13 protein-coding genes and 1 pseudogene are annotated in these 17,148 nt (G+C 60.0%); 1 reads left to right on the plus strand and 13 read right to left on the minus strand.

Annotated elements, in window-relative coordinates:
* Nucleotides 1-363: 363 nt before the first annotated feature.
* Nucleotides 364-720, plus strand: a complete 357-nt coding sequence (locus AB4Z35_RS26355; protein ID WP_007990383.1) for a BON domain-containing protein — start codon at nucleotides 364-366, stop codon at nucleotides 718-720.
* Nucleotides 721-889: 169 nt separating this feature from the next.
* Here the strand turns inward: AB4Z35_RS26355 and AB4Z35_RS26360 are convergent, their stop codons facing one another.
* The 13 genes and pseudogenes from AB4Z35_RS26360 to AB4Z35_RS26420 all read right to left on the minus strand — a co-directional run bounded on the left by AB4Z35_RS26360 (nucleotide 890) and on the right by AB4Z35_RS26420 (nucleotide 17,134).
* Nucleotides 890-1,183 carry a DUF2845 domain-containing protein gene (locus AB4Z35_RS26360; protein WP_108231261.1) on the minus strand — a complete coding sequence of 98 codons (294 nt, stop codon included), beginning with the start codon at nucleotides 1,181-1,183 and terminating at the stop codon, nucleotides 890-892.
* Entirely contained in the window at nucleotides 1,183-4,146 is a 2,964-nt protein-coding gene (locus tag AB4Z35_RS26365) for a DUF748 domain-containing protein (protein ID WP_442100315.1), read from the minus strand. Before AB4Z35_RS26365 ends, AB4Z35_RS26360 begins: the two co-directional genes overlap by 1 nt.
* Before the next feature lie 93 nt (nucleotides 4,147-4,239).
* Nucleotides 4,240-5,256 (minus strand): class I SAM-dependent methyltransferase, encoded by a 1,017-nt coding sequence (locus AB4Z35_RS26370; protein WP_116264037.1) that lies wholly within the window; start codon nucleotides 5,254-5,256, stop codon nucleotides 4,240-4,242.
* Between the two features lie 183 nt (nucleotides 5,257-5,439).
* The gene (locus AB4Z35_RS26375; RefSeq protein WP_442100317.1) at nucleotides 5,440-6,309 is read right to left on the minus strand and encodes an oxygenase MpaB family protein; all 870 of its coding nucleotides are present in this window, start codon (nucleotides 6,307-6,309) and stop codon (nucleotides 5,440-5,442) included.
* 111 nt (nucleotides 6,310-6,420) lie between these two features.
* Nucleotides 6,421-8,355 (minus strand): acetate--CoA ligase, encoded by a 1,935-nt coding sequence (gene acs, locus AB4Z35_RS26380; RefSeq protein ID WP_442100319.1) that lies wholly within the window; start codon nucleotides 8,353-8,355, stop codon nucleotides 6,421-6,423.
* Between the two features lie 133 nt (nucleotides 8,356-8,488).
* Nucleotides 8,489-10,096 (minus strand): annotated as a pseudogene (pgi, locus tag AB4Z35_RS26385) (glucose-6-phosphate isomerase); the annotation flags it as partial.
* A 224-nt stretch (nucleotides 10,097-10,320) separates the two neighbouring features.
* Nucleotides 10,321-10,701, minus strand: coding sequence for an aspartate 1-decarboxylase (panD, locus tag AB4Z35_RS26390; RefSeq protein WP_003228271.1), 381 nt, complete (start codon nucleotides 10,699-10,701; stop codon nucleotides 10,321-10,323).
* Between the two features lie 195 nt (nucleotides 10,702-10,896).
* Nucleotides 10,897-11,757: a pantoate--beta-alanine ligase gene (gene panC, locus AB4Z35_RS26395; protein WP_442100320.1), complete on the minus strand. Its 861-nt coding sequence runs from the start codon at nucleotides 11,755-11,757 to the stop codon at nucleotides 10,897-10,899.
* Entirely contained in the window at nucleotides 11,754-12,554 is an 801-nt protein-coding gene (gene panB, locus AB4Z35_RS26400; protein WP_008004491.1) for a 3-methyl-2-oxobutanoate hydroxymethyltransferase, read from the minus strand. Before panB ends, panC begins: the two co-directional genes overlap by 4 nt.
* Nucleotides 12,555-12,939: 385 nt before the next feature.
* Nucleotides 12,940-13,419: a 2-amino-4-hydroxy-6-hydroxymethyldihydropteridine diphosphokinase gene (folK, locus tag AB4Z35_RS26405; RefSeq protein ID WP_442100323.1), complete on the minus strand. Its 480-nt coding sequence runs from the start codon at nucleotides 13,417-13,419 to the stop codon at nucleotides 12,940-12,942.
* A 3-nt stretch (nucleotides 13,420-13,422) separates the two neighbouring features.
* Nucleotides 13,423-14,823: a polynucleotide adenylyltransferase PcnB gene (locus AB4Z35_RS26410; protein ID WP_253558782.1), complete on the minus strand. Its 1,401-nt coding sequence runs from the start codon at nucleotides 14,821-14,823 to the stop codon at nucleotides 13,423-13,425.
* A gap of 72 nt (nucleotides 14,824-14,895) precedes the next feature.
* Nucleotides 14,896-15,240 (minus strand): hypothetical protein, encoded by a 345-nt coding sequence (locus AB4Z35_RS26415; RefSeq protein ID WP_442100325.1) that lies wholly within the window; start codon nucleotides 15,238-15,240, stop codon nucleotides 14,896-14,898.
* Between the two features lie 454 nt (nucleotides 15,241-15,694).
* Nucleotides 15,695-17,134: a sigma-54-dependent transcriptional regulator gene (locus AB4Z35_RS26420; protein ID WP_442100327.1), complete on the minus strand. Its 1,440-nt coding sequence runs from the start codon at nucleotides 17,132-17,134 to the stop codon at nucleotides 15,695-15,697.
* Nucleotides 17,135-17,148 lie beyond the last annotated feature (14 nt).

The raw sequence follows: 17,148 nt of genomic DNA on the forward strand, positions 1-17,148 counted from the left end.
GAGAGATCGTGAAAGCCGGATTTACGACTGCTGCGCAGCCGGACGCAGCCTTCGGCAGCTGCTACAAGGAATGCGTAACCGTACCGTGATTGCGGGTTTTTTTGTTTGTCGGCTGGTTGTCTAAAGCTACAGGGAAAGCTCAGAAATTCAGCACCTTAGGAACTTTCCATAATCCCGCAACTTGCATGCAGCGTTTCTGCGTCTCGTGCATTTTGCATGATTCCGAGGATTAGATAATTTTATAACTTATTGATTTTAAAGATTTTATATCTGTTTCAAAGTTGGYACAGCGTTCGCAATATCCTTGGTAACCCTGCCGACAAGACACCCGGCAGACTTTCCAGAAAAACAGGAGTTACTCGTATGAAGAAGTTCGCTATTGCTGCCGCTACTGCTACCGCGCTGACCCTGACCATGGCAAACGCGGCATTCGCCCAGACCACTCAAGCCACCCAGGCTCCAATGACCCTGGCGGCGGGTGAAATGACCAAGGCTACAGAAGCTACTTCCGATACCTGGATCACCACCAAAGTCAAAGCCGACCTTATGACCGAAAAAGGCATTCCAGGTAGCGACATCAAGGTTGAAACCAACAAAGGCGTGGTATCGCTGTCGTCGACCACCGCCGTGACCGAAATGCAAAAAGATACGGCTGTGGCCATCACCAAGAAAATCAAAGGCGTCAAGGCGGTCTCCGCTGACGGCCTCAAAGCCGAGTAAGGCAAGGCTTCTCGCCTGGACCGGGAGAGGGCGCGCTGAAAATCAATTGTGGGAGCGAGCCTGCTCGCGATGACAGTCTTTCAGGCGACATCGATGTCGTCTGTTTTGCCGCCATCGCGAGCAGGCTCGCTCCCACATTGAGTGGTGTTCACATGAATAGGTGGCGGCTTCAGTTTCCGCGTTTGCTGGTGATCTGCTTCAGCCGGTTACCTTCGAACCGCAAGTATTGATACATCCCGCCATTGGGCCCGTAGGTCCATTCCTCGACCTGGAACTCCTCGCGCCGATCGGCGCTGCGCTTGTAGCCCAGCAAGTCGCGGCTGACCGGTTCGCCGCATTTCTGCAGGACCTCACTCGAGCGATCGCCGACGCTGATCAATTGGCTGCCACAGCGCAAGGTATCGGCCGCCCAGGCCTGACTGGCGGATAGCGCCAGAACCAGGCCTGCCAGCCGCCGAATCATCACTCGGCATCCAGATGCATCGGTGTCACTACGCGGCCGTCACTTTGCGCCTCCCCCAGATTGGCGTCGATGAAGTACACGCGGTCATCTTCCAGCTGGGCCTTGTCGACCAGATAATCCTTGATGCTGCTGGCGCGTTCCTGGCCCAGTTGACGCAACAGCACGTCGCTGGAACTCCAGAACTTGATCAGCTCGCCACGCATTTTCGCAGTGCGCTCTTCCTTGCCCAGGTCCTTCCATTCGGCAGGGGGTTGGATTTTCAGGCGGGTGCGGTAGATGCCTTCGAGCAGCGGGCCTTTTTCCCCGTCCGGCACTTCCAGCAGCGAAGCCTGGGCCGGGACCTTGTCACCACGACGCTGGAGCATTTTGTAGTAGTTGTACTGGTACTCACGCTCCAGGCGTTGTTCGGCGATCAGCGGGCCATCGCTGCTCTGGGCGGCGGTGCCTTCGATTTCCAGGCGCAGGGCAGGGCGTTCCTTGAGCGCCTTGGACAGTTTGTCCAGGGCGCCTTCAGCGTCCTTGCCCAATTCACTGGAACCGGCTGCGAATGAAACGCTGCCCAGGTCTTCCGAGCCACCACCATTGACCAGCCCGCCAATGAGTTTGAACGGCGCTGCCGCGGCTTTGACGATCAGGTTGCGCAGGGTCTGCCAGATAATCGGCATGACGCTGAACTGAGGGTTGTTCAGGTCGCCGCTGACCGGCAGTTCGATGGAGATCTTGCCATCGACGTCCTTGAGAAGGGCAATCGCCAGTTTCAGCGGCAGGCTCACGGCATCCGGGCTGTCGACTTTTTCACCCAGTTGCAGTTGTTCGACCACCACTTTGTTTTCAGCTTTGAGCTGGCCCTTGGTGATCTGGTAGTGCAGGTCGAGATTGAGCCGGCCCTTGCGGATACGGTAGCCGGCGAATTTGCCGGAGTAGGGCGTCAGTGTGGTCAGTTCCACGCGTTTGAAGCTGGTGGCGATGTCGAGGCTGGCCATCGGGTCGAACGGATTGACCGAGCCCTTGATGGTCACTGGCGCATAGCGATCGACCTTGCCCTTGACGTCGACACCGGCCGGTTTCGGCTGGCGACTGTCAATGGTGCCGATCTGCCCGTTGAGTTGCTGGATGGCGGTGGCGAAGTTCGGGGTCAGGCTGAAGTCGGCGAAGTTGGCCGAACCATCATTGATGAAAATGCCGCCGATGTGGATGCCCAACGGTTTTTCGTTGCTGGCCGGTTTGCTCGCCGCCGGTTTTGCCCCGGAGTCCGCCGGTTGCGGGATCAGCAGGTCATCGATGTTGGTGGTGCGATCATCGTTGATCATGAAACGCGCATAGGGCTGGAACAGGTTGATCTTGTCGATCGACAGGCTGTCCCCATGCTGATAGTTCAGGCCTTCGACCACGACCTGTTGCCACTTGAGGAAGTCGCGGGTCTTCAGGGTGTCCAGGGTATGCAACTGATCGACCTGGGCGCGGCCGGTGACGTTGAAGGCCAGGGGGGCGGTGCTTTTCAGGTCGACCGCCAGATCGCTGCCGAGCATGCCGCTGCGCAGTTCCAGGCGAATGAACGGCGTGATGTAGGACTGGGCAACCCGCAGGTCGATGTCCTTGGTCTGTACCTTCAGTCTGGCGCTGACCGGGGCCAGGTTGACCTCGCCGTCGGCCATGATCTTGCCTTGCTTGCCCACGCCGGTATCGAGCTTGAGGGTAAAGGGTGAACCGTTGAGGCTGTCGAAGTTTTGCAGGTCGAGGTTCAGCGGGCTCAATTCCAGGGCGACGGCGGGTTGGGCCTTGCGGTCGGCCAGATGCACCTGGTAGTTGCGCAACTGCACGTCCTTGAGCAGCACCTGCCAGGGTTTGCCTGGTGCGGCCGGCTCAGGCTTCGGTGAGTCTGCTGCCGCCGGAGTGCTGGCCGGTTCGGCGTCCGCTTTGGCTTTGGCTTTGGCGGCGGGTTTGGACGGCTGGCTGGCGAACAGTTTCTGCCAGTCGAGTTGGCCGTCTGATTCCAGCGCGGCCCAGGTTTCCAGTTTGTTGCTGCGGATCTTGCCGACCACCACTTGCTGTCTGGCCAGGTCCACGGTGGTTTCGCTGACGTCCAGGCGCTCAAGCTTCACCAGCGGCCGGCCATCCGGAGCCTTGATCGCGAGGGGGGCGATGTTGACCGCTACGTTGCTCAGCAGCAGCTCGGTTTCCTTGGCCAGGCTGAATTTGTAGTCGGAACTGATGCTCATGACGCCATTTTCGAGGTCCAGTGGCACGGCATCGCGCACATAGGGCCAGAAGGCTTTCATCTTGCCATCGGTGATTTTCAGCTTACCTTCGGAGGCGATCGGGATCAGGCTGAAGTTGCCGGTCCAGTCGATCTGTCCGCCATTGGGGCCGACGGCCACCAGGGTCATGTCGGCGCTGTCATCGGGCAGGGTGCTGAGGTTCTTCAGCTCGAAATCGAGTGTGTCGTAGAGAAACTCGATGGGCTCGCTGGGCCGGGCATCTTCAAAGTGTACGGCGCCGCCCGCCAGTTTGATCCGCTCGATGCGCAGCGGAAACGGCTTGGCATTCGGGTCGGCGGGCGTGGGTTCGCTCGCTGGCAGTTTGAACAGCCCAAGCAGATTGAGTTGACCGTCCTTGCTGAACAGGATTTCGGTCTTTGGCTTGTCCAGTTCGACATCGGACAGGTGCACCGCCTTGGTCCACAGGCTGTCGAAATGCAGATTGGCGTACAGGCGTTCGAAAGCGACCTGCTCCTTGCCGGGCTCGCCGATGTTCAAGCCCCAAAGGGTCAGTTCAAGGCTGAACGGATTGAATTCGATCCGCTGGATCGTGGCGGGAATGGTGGCGTAGTTGGCCAGTTGCTGGTTGGCAACGCGCAACGCGACACCCGGTAAAATCAGAAAACCCAGCAAGCTGTAGAGGGCCAGAGCAGTCAACAAGGCGCCGATGGCGCGAATCAATCCTTTGTACATGTGCGGCGTCATCTGTCTGATTCGGAGTGCGTTGGAGTATGGCACGCGTTTCCGGTTCCGAAGTGATCGGCCTGTTCAGGAAATTCAAGATTTCTCCCACAGCGCTCAGAGCTGCAGAATCAGGGTTTTCAGCGGTGGTTGCTGATCCATCGACGGGAAGTCGGCGCCTGGCTTCATCACGCTCCACTCACGCACCGGCCGCCCGGCCTTCTCTGCGCAACGCAAAACCTGCTCGCGCCAGTCGTCCATGCTGACTTTCGCCAGGTTGTTGCAGCAGATCAGCACGCCGTTATCAGCGGTGGTCAGCAGGGCCGGTTTGAGCAGGCTCTGGTAGTCGCGCAGCAGGTCGACGGTGCCGAATGCGCTCTTGGCCCAGGCCGGAGGGTCCAGCAGTACCAAATCGTACTGGCGCTGTTCCAGGCGCTGATAGCTCGGCAGTTTTTGCCCGCGACGCTGGCTGATCGGCAGGCCGGCCAGTTGGCGAATGGCCGGGAAGTAGTCGGACTGGATAAATTCCATGGTTGGCAACTGCGGATTGAGTAAACCGTTCTCCCGACCGACCGCCAGGTTGCCTTCGGCAAAGTCCAGGTTGCACACCTCGCGTGCGCCACCGGCGGCGGCACTGAGGCCGACACCACAGGTGTAGGCGAACAGGTTCAGCACGCTTTTGTTCTTGCTGTGATCCTTTACCCAGCCGCGGGTGTTGCGCAGGTCGAGGAACAGCAATGGGTCCTGTCCGGCATGGCGACCCCGCACCCGATAGTTCAGGCCCCATTCGTGGCCGACCAGGTCTTGCAGGGCGGCTTCGTCGGCGCGGTAGACGATGTCTTCGCGATCGATACGCGAATTGCCACGGGAGCGGTCGTTGTAGACCAGCAGGGTGTCAAACCCTAGATGTTGATTGATCGCTTCGTGCAGTTGCAGCAGTTCCTCGCGCAACAGCGATTGGTGGAAGCTCTGCACCATCAGTTGCGGACCGTAGCGGTCGATGGTCAGCCCGCCGGCACCTTCCTGGCTGCCGTGGAACAGGCGATAGCAATCGGTGCCTTGCTGGTGCAGTTCGGCGAGCAGGTCCTGGCGTTGATCGAGGGCGGCGCGCAGCGCCTGATTCAAGGAAGACATGCTGGGCGCCTTGCAGGAGAGAATTGGGCGCGGGAGTTTAACAGTTTTGGCGCGGGACCGAGGCGCGGCCTTCGCGAGCAAGCCCGCTCCCACATCGGATTTTTTGTGAACATAAAACTTGCGTTCGACTTAGATCCAATGTGGGAGCGGGCTTGCTCGCGAAGCTTTTGATCTTTGTTCTTTCTAAGTAATCCCCATCCGCCGCTTCGCCCGCTGCACCGATCCATTACGCACCGCCCAGCGCAGCATCGGCGCACTGCGATTGACGCTGGCGCGGATCAGCTTGCGTTGCAGCGGGTTCTGGCTGACGCCGAGCATATCGCTGGCCCAGTCCGGCAGCAGATCGATCCCGGCCTGCATCATCAAACCGCCGAAAGGCTTGGCCAGGCGGCTGGGGGCGGGGGCGTCCAACAACAGGCGCAAGACTTCCCGACTGCGTTCGTCGCACAGCAACTGTGGACGCATGCGCTCAAGGTAGTCGGCAATTTCCTGCCGCGAGCGGGGCACATCCCGGGCCCCGAGTCGCTCGGCGATCAGGGCAATTTCAGCGTAGTAGCGATCCTGATCGGCCAGGGACAGGTACGGGTTGCGATAGCGCAAATGCGCGGCCAGGAAGTTGCTGACTTCTGCCACGTGCACCCACGTCAGCAATTCTGGATCGCTGGCGGCGTAGGCGCGTCCGTCCGGTGCCGTGCCAGTGATCTGCAAATGGATGGTGCGGACTTTTTCGATCAGCCAGTCGGCGTCCTGTCGAGAACCGGACGTGGTGCCTGAGATGAACTGCCCGGTGCGGCGCAAGCGGCCGAGCATGTCTTCTCGAAAGTTCGAATGGTCCCAGACCCCGGCCAATGCCAGCGGGTGCAGGGCCTGCAGCATCAGGGCGCTGATGCCACCGATCAGCATGCTGCTGAAATCGCCATGGACTTGCCAGCTCACCGAGTCCGGCCCGAACAGCCCGGGGTCGCCCTTGGGGTTTTCCAGGTCGAGTTTGCCCAGGGACAATCCGCTCAGGCTCATGATCTGGGTTTCGATGCGGGTGCGGATGAATTCCATGGCAACTCTGTAATTCTGTAGGAGCGAGCCTGCTCGCGATGGACGTTAACGATAACGCGTGCTTCCTGAATATACGCGGCGCGTCGGCGTTTATCGCGAGCAAGCTCGCTCCTACGTCAGGCGTTTATCGATCAGCCCTTGCACCACGCTCGGGTCAGCCAGGGTCGAAGTATCACCCAGGCTGTCCAGTTCATTGCAGGCGATCTTGCGCAGAATGCGCCGCATGATCTTGCCTGAGCGGGTTTTCGGCAAGGCCGGCGCCCACTGGATCAAGTCCGGTTTGGCGAAACTGCCGATTTCCTGGCTGACGAGGGCCAGCAATTCTTTCTTCAGTTCATCGTTGGTTTCGACGCCGTTCATGGGCGTGACGAAAACATAGATGCCCTGACCCTTGATGTCGTGGGGGTAACCGACCGCAGCGGCCTCGGCGATGCTCTCGTGCAGCACCAGCGCGCTTTCCACTTCGGCGGTGCCGATACGGTGGCCGGATACGTTGATCACATCGTCGATGCGCCCGGTGATCCAGTAGTCACCATCCTCATCGCGCCGAGCGCCGTCACCGGTAAAGTAGTAGCCGGGGTAGGGCTTGAAGTAGGTGTCGATCATGCGCTGCGGGTCACGATAGACACTGCGGATCTGCGCCGGCCAGCTGGACTTTATGGCCAGTACGCCGCTGCCGGCGCCTTTGATTTCCTTGCCCTGCTCGTCGAGCAACACCGGCTGCACGCCGAACATCGGTTGCGTGGCGCAACCAGGCTTGATCCGCTGCGCACTGACCAGCGGGCTGAGCATGATGCCGCCGGTTTCGGTCTGCCACCAGGTATCGACGATCGGGCAGCGCTCTTCGCCGACCTCATGGAAGTACCACTCCCAGGCTTCCGGGTTGATCGGCTCGCCGACCGTACCGAGTAGCCGGATGCTGGCGCGGGATGTTTGCTTCAACGGTTCGGGGCCATCGCGCATCAGTGCGCGCAGCGCCGTCGGGGCGGTGTAGAAAATGTTCACCTTGTGTTTGTCGATCACCTGCCAGAAGCGCGAAGTACTCGGGTAGCTCGGCACGCCTTCGAAGATCAGCGTGGTCGCGCCATTGGCCAGCGGGCCGTAGACGATGTAGCTATGGCCGGTGACCCAGCCGACGTCGGCGGTACACCAGAAGACTTCGCCGTCGCGGTAGTCCAGCACATACTTGAAGGTCATCGCTGCTTGCAGCAGGTAGCCGCCGGTGGTGTGCAACACGCCTTTGGGTTTGCCGGTGCTGCCGGAGGTGTAGAGGATGAACAGCGGGGCTTCGGCGTCCATCGGTTCGGGCGGGCAATCGGCGCTGGCATCGCGCAGGGCCTGCTGATACTGGATGTCCCGTCCTTCGACCCAGTTCACTTGTCCTTTACTGCGCTCGACCACCAGCACGGTGCTCACGTCCGGGCAGCTTTGCAGCGCCTTGTCGACGTTCTGCTTGAGTGGTACGACCTTGCCGCCACGCACGCCTTCGTCCGCGGTAATCACGGTGCGGCAGTCGGCGTCGAGAATACGGTCACGCAACGAGTCCGGGGAGAAGCCGCCGAACACCACCGAGTGCACCGCGCCGATACGGGTGCAGGCCAGCATGGCGTAGGCCGCCTCGGGAATCATCGGCATGTAGATGCACACGCGGTCGCCTTTTTTCACGCCACGGCTTTTCAGCACGTTGGCCAGGCGGCAGACGTTTTCATGCAGTTTTTTGTAGGTGATCGATGTCGAGTCGGCAGGGTTGTCGCCTTCCCAGATGATGGCGACCTGATCGCCACGTTTCTCCAGGTGCCGGTCAATGCAGTTGTAGCTGACGTTCAATTGCGCACCGGCAAACCAGCTGGCCTCACCTGTTTTCAGGTTGTAGCGCTGGACGGTTTCCCAGGGCGCGCTCCAGTCGAGAAAACGCGTGGCCTGTTCGGCCCAGAAGGTGCTGGGGTGTTCGACGGATTCGCGGTACAGGCGCTGATAGTCGTCTTGACTCAATTGTGCAGCCCGGCGGACGGCATCGGCTTTGGGGAACTTGCTGATATCGAACATGACGGTTCCTTATGCTTGTTTTGCGACAAGGATAAAGATGCGCCGAGAGGTCAATGGGTTCAAGTCGGATGCAAAACAACTGTGGGAGCGGGCTTGCTCGCGAAGAGGCCGGTACATTCAACATCGATGTTGATGCCGGGGTTTCTTCGCTGCCGACCAGGCGGTTGTAGACGCCTTTGCCCAGCTCTTTGCCCAGTTCCACACCCCACTGGTCGAAGGCATTGATGCCCCAGATCACGCTTTGCACGAAGACTTTGTGTTCGTACATCGCCACCAGTGCGCCGAGGCGACGCGGGCTGATGCGTTCGACCACCAGGGTGTTGCTCGGACGGTTGCCCGGGATCACCTTGTGCGGCGCGAGTTTCTGCACGTCGGCGTCACTCATGCCTTTGTCACGCAGCTCGGTTTCGGCCTCGGCAAGGGTCTTGCCGAGCATCAGCGCCTGGCTCTGCGACAGGCAGTTGGCGTACAGCCACTGGTGGTGGTCGGACACCGGGTTGAAGCTGACGATCGGCACGATGAAGTCGGCCGGGATCAGTTGGGTGCCCTGGTGCAGCAACTGGTGATAGGCGTGCTGACCGTTGCAGCCGACGCCGCCCCAGATCACCGGCCCGGTGTCGGTGGACACTGGCTTGCCGTCCTGGCGCACGCTCTTGCCATTGGACTCCATGTCCAGCTGTTGCAGGTGCTTGGTGATGTTACGCAGGTAGTGATCGTACGGCAGGATCGCGTGGCTTTGCGCGCCCCAGAAGTTGCCGTACCACACGCCGAGCAAGGCCAGCAGCACCGGCATGTTCTGTTCGAACGGCGCGCTCTGGAAGTGCTGGTCCATGGTGTAGGCACCGGACAGCAACTCCTTGAAGTTGGACATGCCGATGGCCAGGGCAATCGGCAAACCGATGGCCGACCACAGCGAGTAGCGCCCGCCGACCCAGTCCCACATCGGGAAGATGTTCTCTTCGCGGATGCCGAACGCTACGGCGGCGGCGTTGTTGCTCGATACCGCGATGAAGTGGCGATACAGCTCGGCTTCCGAACCACCCTGGGCCAGGTACCAGGCACGGGCAGCCTGGGCGTTCTTCAGGGTTTCGAGGGTGTTGAAGGATTTCGACGAGACGATGAACAGCGTGGTCTCGGCGCGCAGCTTCATGGTCAGTTCGTGGAACTCGCTACCGTCGATGTTCGCCAGGTAATGGCAACGCACGCCTTTCTGGGCGTAGGACAGCAAGGCTTCGGACACCAGCTCCGGGCCGAGGAAGGAACCGCCGATGCCGATGTTGACCACGTCGGTGATCGGCTTCTCGGTGTAACCGCGCCACAGACCATCGTGGATACGGCCGACAAGGTCGGTGATCTGGTTCAGCACCTTGTGCACTTCCGGCATCACGTTGACGCCATTGACCGACAGCTTGTCGCCGACCGGGCGGCGCAGGGCGGTGTGCAGGGCTGGACGGCCTTCGGAAGAGTTGACGATTTCGCCGTCGAACAGCGACTTGATCGCGCCCTTGAGGTCGACTTCGTTGGCCAGGCCTACCAGCAGATTGCGGGTCTCGGCGTTGATCAGGTTCTTCGAGTAGTCGAGAAACAGACCGCAGCTGCTGAGGGTGAATTGAGTGAAACGCTGCGGATCGGCATTGAAGGCCTCGCGCATGCTGAAATCCTGCATGGCTTGGCGGTGGTCATTCAACGCTTGCCAGGCAGGCAGAGCGGTAACGTCGTGAGGAGTGCGGTAATACGCCATCGCTGCGGGTTTCCTTTTTACTTGAACGGCCTTTTGAACACTAAAAATCCCGGAGCGCTATGGGTGGGCGTTCCGGTCAACTGCGTCGACACGATTTCATGGCGCAGGGCGAATACAGTAAACCCCGCGCAATGATCTGTCTTGACTTTGTCTGACCTGTTTCCGGTACTTTTTTAACATCGAAGTCAGGAACGGTCCGACAAACGGAAGAGACAGGGCTCGGATCAGGCGACCTGGACCGGAATGGCGTTGCTGGTGTGGCTCAGTTCATTGCCCGGCGCCATATAGAGCATGCGCGGCTTGAAGTTGAGCAGTTCGGCTTCGCTGTAGTGTGCGTAAGCGCAGATGATCACGCGATCGCCAACCTTGGCCTTGTGCGCGGCGGCACCGTTGACCGAGATCATGCGCGAACCTTCTTCGCCGCGGATGGCGTAGGTGGTGAAGCGCTCGCCGTTGTCGACGTTGTAGATCTGGATCTGTTCGTACTCACGGATGCCGGACAGGTCCAGCCATTCACCGTCGATGGCRCAGGAGCCTTCGTAATCGAGTACAGCGTGGGTGACTTCGGCGCGATGCAGCTTGGCTTTGAGCATGATGGCGTGCATGAGTGTTTCCCAGGTCGGAATCGAACGGCGGGCAGTTTGCCCGATGGGGTTGTGGGCGGCAATACAACTTGGAAACCGGCGCAGATCTCCTTGTGGGAGCGAGCCTGCTCGCGATGGCGGTGTATCAGTCAAAATTGTTGTGACTGAACAACCGCTATCGCGAGCAGGCTCGCTCCCACAGGGGAATTGTGTTGGCTAGACGGGCGCGTCGAGGTTCAGGTGCAGGTTGTCAATCAACCGCGTCGTACCGAGGAACGCCGCCACCAGAATCACCAGGTCACGATCCTGCGCCGTTGCCGGGCGCAGGGTCAGTGCATGGCGGATTTCCAGATAGTCAGTACGCAGGCCAGCCAATTCGAGCTGTTTGATCTGCGTGCCGATCAGCGCCGGGTAATCGCGTTCGCCCTGCTTGATCGCCTCGCTGATCGCATTCAGCGTGCGGTAGACCACCGGCGCCACGGCGCGCTGCTCTTCGTTGAGGAAGCCGTTGCGCGACGATAGCGCCAGGCCATCGGCCGCCCGTACAGTCGGCTCACCGATGATCTGGATCGGCATGTTCAGGTCATGTACCAGCGCGCGAATCACCGCCAGTTGCTGGAAGTCTTTCTCGCCGAAAATCGCCAGGTCCGGCTGGACCATGTTGAACAGCTTGCTGACCACCGTCGCCACGCCTTCGAAATGCCCCGGCCGGCTTGCGCCGCACAGGCCTTCGGACAATTGCGGGACACTGACGCGGGTCTGGCCGGCCATGCCGTCGGGATACATTTCCTCGACGGTTGGCGCGAACAGCAGATGGCAACCGGCCTGGAGCAGTTTTTCCTGGTCGGCGGCGAGGGTGCGCGGGTACTTGTCGAGGTCTTCGCCGGCACCGAATTGCAGCGGGTTGACGAAAACGCTCGCCACCACGAAGTCCGCCCGTTGGGAGGCTTTGGTCACCAGCGCAACGTGGCCGCTGTGCAGGTTGCCCATGGTCGGCACAAAGGCAATGCGCTTGCCTTCGCTACGGGCACGGGCCACGGCGGCCCGCAGTTCGCGTACGGTCTTTACGGTGTTCATGCAGAGAATCCGTGTTCGATTCCAGGGAAAGTCGCCGCCTTGACTTCAGTCACGTAGGCATTCAATGCAGCTTCAATGCTGGTCTGGCCAGTCATGAAGTTCTTTACGAATTTTGGCACGCGGCCGGTAATGGACAGCCCCAGCATGTCGTGCAGAACCAGCACCTGGCCATCCGTGCGATTGCCAGCGCCAATACCGATCACCGGAATCTTCACCGCCTGGGTGATTTCTTCTGCCAGTTCGCTCGGGACGCACTCGAGCAGCAGCATGGCCGCGCCAGCCTGCTCCAGGGAAATTGCGTCGGCACGCATCTGCCGCGCCTGGTTTTCATTGCGACCCTGGACCTTGTAGCCGCCAAGAATGTTCACCGACTGCGGCGTCAGGCCCATGTGCGCGCAGACCGGGATGCCGCGCTCGGCCAGCAGGCGGATCGAGTCGGCCAGCCACAATGCTCCTTCAACCTTGACCATGTGCGCGCCGGCCTGCATCAACTGTGCGCTATTGGTCATGGCTTGCTCGGTGGTGGCGTAGGCCATGAAAGGCAGGTCGGCGAGGATCAGGGCATCGCTGTTACCGCGTTTGACGGCAGCCACGTGGTAAGCCATTTCTGCGGTGGTGACAGGCAAGGTGCTGTCGTGGCCCTGCAAAACCATGCCGAGGGAGTCGCCCACCAGCAGCACTTCGACGCCGGCCTGATTGCAGGCGTGGGCGAAGGTTGCGTCGTAGCAGGTCAGCATGGTGATCTTTTCACCTTTTTGCTTCAGACCTTGCAGGGTGGTCAGGGTGATGGCTGGCATGAAAAGTTCCTCATTCAGGCGCTGTGGAAACTACTGCGAGTAACGCGCGTGATTCTTCGTTAAATACAGGCGCACGTTCTTTTGTCGTGCTTTTAAGGCCTGGATTGCGCCCTTGAACGCCGTGTTGGCGGCAGCGGGACGCCTATAGTCGTGAGGAGAACGAGGGAAGTCAATTGCGTGTGTTACCGCATTGTTACGGGTGGGGTGTTACCGGGGTAACTGATGCGATTCAGCAGCAGATCTTGTGCCCGACACAAAACCAATGTGGGAGCGGGCTTGCTCGCGAAAGCGGAGTTTCAGTCAACATTGATTCTGGATGACACACCGCTTTCGCGAGCAAGTCGGATCGCCGCACCGTCACTCCCACAGGGGATTTGGGTCAATTTTAGGGCAAGCGTTCCAGGCCGACGAACGGGCATGCCTTGAGCAGTTCGGCCAAGGTCCGGCCATCGGCCAGTCGCAGATCCGCAGGTGCCAATTCCGCCAGCGGATAGAGCACGAAGGCCCGTTCCTGCATGTGGTAATGGGGAACCTTGAGGCGCGGTTCGTCGATCAGACGATCACCGAACAGCAAGATGTCGAGGTCTAGCGTGCGCGGCCCCCAGCGCTCAAGGCGCTCGCGACCCTGGCCGTTTTCGATGGCCTGCAAGGCATCGAGCAAGTCCAGCGCTGCCAGCGTGCTGTCGAGAGCGGCCACCGCATTGGTGTAGCGCGGTTGTCCGGGTAGCAGCGAGTCACTTTGATAAAACGCAGAAACCCCGACCAGCTCCGATTGCGGCAACTGCGCCAGCGCCTCGACGGCGCTGCGCAATTGTTCGGCAGGGTCAGCCAGATTGCTGCCCATGCCGATGTAGATGCGTTCCATGGATTACTCGCCCGTGGTGCTCGAAGCGCCAGCGGCGCGTTTGCGCTTGGAGCCGCCGCTGCGGCGACGCTTGCGCGGGGCGCCGGTGCCGTCTTCCTTGCCGCTGAGGTCGCGGATCATGTCACGGCGCTCGCTTTCATTGGCGTCCTGATAGTCGGTCCACCATTCGCCGAGGCCGTCAGTCTGCTCGCCTGCACTCTCGCGCAGCAGAAGGAAGTCGTAACCGGCACGGAAGCGCGGATTGTCCAGCAACAGATCGGCACGCTTGCCGCTGCGGCGCGGCAGGCGTTCCTGCATGTCCCAGATCTCGCGGATCGGCATGGTGAAGCGTTTCGGAATAGCGATCCGCTGGCACTGTTCGGCAATCAGCTCGTGCGCCGCTTCCTGCATCGCCGGAATCGGCGGCATGCCACGCTCCTGCAGGCGCAAGACGCGGGCTGGCAGGGCAGGCCAGAGCAGGGCTGCAAACAGGAACGCCGGGGTGACCGGTTTGTTCTGCTTGATCCGCAGGTCGGTGTTGATCAGGGCTTCGCTGATCAGGGTGTGGGTGTACGTCGGGTTGTATTCCAGTGCTTCGGCGCTGGCCGGGAACAGTGGATCGAACAACTGCAGGTCGACCAGCATTTCAAACGTATCGGCGGCATGGCCGGAGAGGAACAGCTTGAGCACCTCTTCGAACAGGCGGGCCGACGGAATTTCGCGCAGCATCGGCGCCAGGCCGCGGATCGGCAGGGCGCTGTGCTTTTCGATGCCGAAGTTCAGCTTGGCGGCGAAACGCACGGCCCGCAGCATCCGTACCGGGTCTTCCTGGTAGCGTTGCGTCGGATCGCCAATCAGGCGGATCAGGTGGTTGCGGATGTCATGTACGCCGTTGGCGTAGTCGAGGATGCGTTCGCTGACCGGATCGTAATACAGGGCATTGATGGTGAAGTCGCGACGTTGCGCGTCTTCTTCCAGGGTGCCGTAGACGTTATCGCGCAAGATGCGCCCGCTTTCGTTGCGCGAAGACTGGTTGCTGTCTTCCTCGTCTTCGTTCTGCGGGTGATTGGCGCGGAAGGTTGCGACTTCGATGATTTCGCGGCCGAAGTGGATGTGCACCAGCTTGAACCGGCGCCCGATGATTCGCGCGTTACGGAATTCGGCCCGTACCTGCTCGGGTGTGGCGCTGGTGGCAACGTCGAAATCTTTCGGTGTGATGCCCAGCAGCATGTCGCGCACGCAACCGCCAACCAGGTAAGCCTGATAACCGGCGCTCTGCAGGCGTTCAACGATATTCACCGCGTAACGGCTGAATTGCGCCTTCTGCAGCGAGTGTTGGCCGCTGTTGAGCACTTCAGGCGTGCTGCGAATGTGTTGCGTAGGACGCTTGGGGGTACGGAATGACTGGAACAGCTTCTTCAGCATGGGATGCACTGTTTGAAGGAATATTCGGCCATAACAGAAGAATGACCGCATGATGGGCGGGGATTCTAGCATTTAGTCGGGGGATGGTGTAGGAAGCTGCGCAAGCGCTTGAAGGATGTCTCTTAACGACATAAATGGCTGCCTGTAGCAGCTGTCGAGCAGCGCGAGGCGGCGTTCGGCGGCAAAGCCGTCGTGAAACCTGAGGTTGCGGCGTGTCAGAAGGAAGGAGTTGCCTGGATTTACGACGGCTTCGCCGCCGAACGCAGCCTCGCAGGCTCGGCAGCTGCTACATGCCAAACGCCAGAAACCACAAGGGGAGCCGAAGCTCCCCAAGAAGTAGTTGCATGCTCTATTTTTATTTTTGGTTTCGGGCTTCTTGTTTTTGTTGAGTGCCCTCGCCATGAAGCTTTCCTTCATGACCCTCCCAATCGGGAGCCAAGAGCAAACGGATTGCTTTGGTCGCTGAATTGCAGTGATCTTTCGATCCAACCAGTACAGGCTCTGTCTTAAGACAGTTTTTTGTTGTTCTCGGCCTGGTCGTGGGGCTAGCCCCAAATACAACGCCTCTCCAAAAGAATCAGTTAGCTGCGCCTCTCGCCGTCTTGTTTTTATTGTGCGTGAGTCGATTCGTCTTATTTTTATTGTCTTGTGCATTGCTTGTTATTGTTCTTGTATCAAACATATAGCAGGGTGCGTGCCAACTTTTTAGAAACCCAATAAAACAAGGGGTTAGGCCGACTACCAGGCGTTTTGAGGGCCAAAAAAAGCCGGGGCTTCGTTACCGTAAGCCCCGGCTTCTGTTACGTGAAAAAGCTGAGGTAACAGTTTTTTCACGAAGTCACGTGTTACCCGCACATGAGACAGGTGCGGTTCAGCTTTCGCTGGCCACCCCGGTCTTGCGCCGCGGGATGCCCAGGCGCTGACGGCGCTCCCACAGGCATTTGCGGCTGACCCCGAGCTTGCGGGCCAACTCGGTTTCGGTCATATGGTCCTGATGCTCGAGGACGAAATGCTGGAAATAGTCTTCCAGGGAGAGGTCTTCGGTCGGTTCGTGGTTGTTGTTACTGGCGTTGCCGTTGCCCTGTTGTGGGGGCAGGCCAATGAACTCGTCGTCTTCCAGGTCGCCCAGCTCGATGTCGATGCCCAGCAGCTCGGCGGAAATTTCCGGGCTTTCGCACAGGATAACGGCGCGCTCGACGGCGTTTTCCAGTTCACGAACGTTGCCCGGCCAGGAGTAGTGACGAATGGCCTGCTCGGCATCCGCGGCGAACTTCAGGTCGGTGCGGTTGATTCGCGCACTTTGCCGCGCCAGGAAGGCGTTGGCAATTTCGTTGACGTCCGCACCGCGTTCGCGAAGGGCTGGCAGCTTCAGCGCGATAACGTGGAGGCGGTAATACAAGTCTTCCCGGAACTGGCCGATCTTCGCCAGACTCTTGAGGTCGCGGTGAGTCGCGGCGATCAGGCGCACATCGACTTTCTGCGACTGCACCGAGCCTACCCGGCGAATTTCACCTTCCTGCAATACGCGCAGCAGGCGAGCCTGGGCCTCCAGCGGCAGTTCACCGATTTCGTCGAGGAACAAGGTGCCGCCGTCCGCCGCTTCCACCAGGCCGGCGCGCCCGGCGCTGGCGCCGGTGAATGCGCCTTTTTCGTGGCCGAACAATTCGGATTCGATCAGGCTTTCCGGAATGGCCGCACAGTTAACCGAAATCATCGGCGCCTTGGCGCGTTTGGACAGGTTGTGCAGGGCGCGCGCCACCAGTTCCTTACCGGTACCTGATTCGCCCTGGATCAGAACGTTGGAATCGGTCGGTGCCACTTTGCGGATCTTGCCGTACAGGTCCTGCATCGGCGGGCACGAGCCAATAATGCCGATTTCACCGTTGCTGTTGTCGGCACCGGATTTCGCCGCGCCGTTGGCGGCTTTGCCGGCAGCCGGCTCAGCGCCGGCCTGTACCGTTTGTCGGTCACGCAGGATTCGTGCGGCGGCTTGCAGCATTTCGTCGTGGTCGAATGGCTTGGCAATGTAATCCACCGCGCCCATTTTCATCGAGTCGACCGCCGAGCGCAGGCTGGCATAGCTGGTCATGATCAGCACCGGCGTGCCTTGGGCGAGCTTGATCAACTCCGTGCCAGGCGCGCCCGGCAGGCGCAGGTCACTGATGATCAGATCGAACGAGGGAATGGTGAAGCGTTCTTGTGCTTCCTGCACTGAACCGGCTTCGCTGACCTGGTACTGGTTACGTTCCAGCAGGCGGCGCAAGGCGGAGCGGATAATGGTTTCGTCTTCGACGATCAAAATGTGCGGCATTGATTCGATACTCT

Origin of the sequence: Pseudomonas sp. KB_15, assembly GCF_052114525.1 — a bacterium.
Classification (GTDB): domain Bacteria; phylum Pseudomonadota; class Gammaproteobacteria; order Pseudomonadales; family Pseudomonadaceae; genus Aquipseudomonas.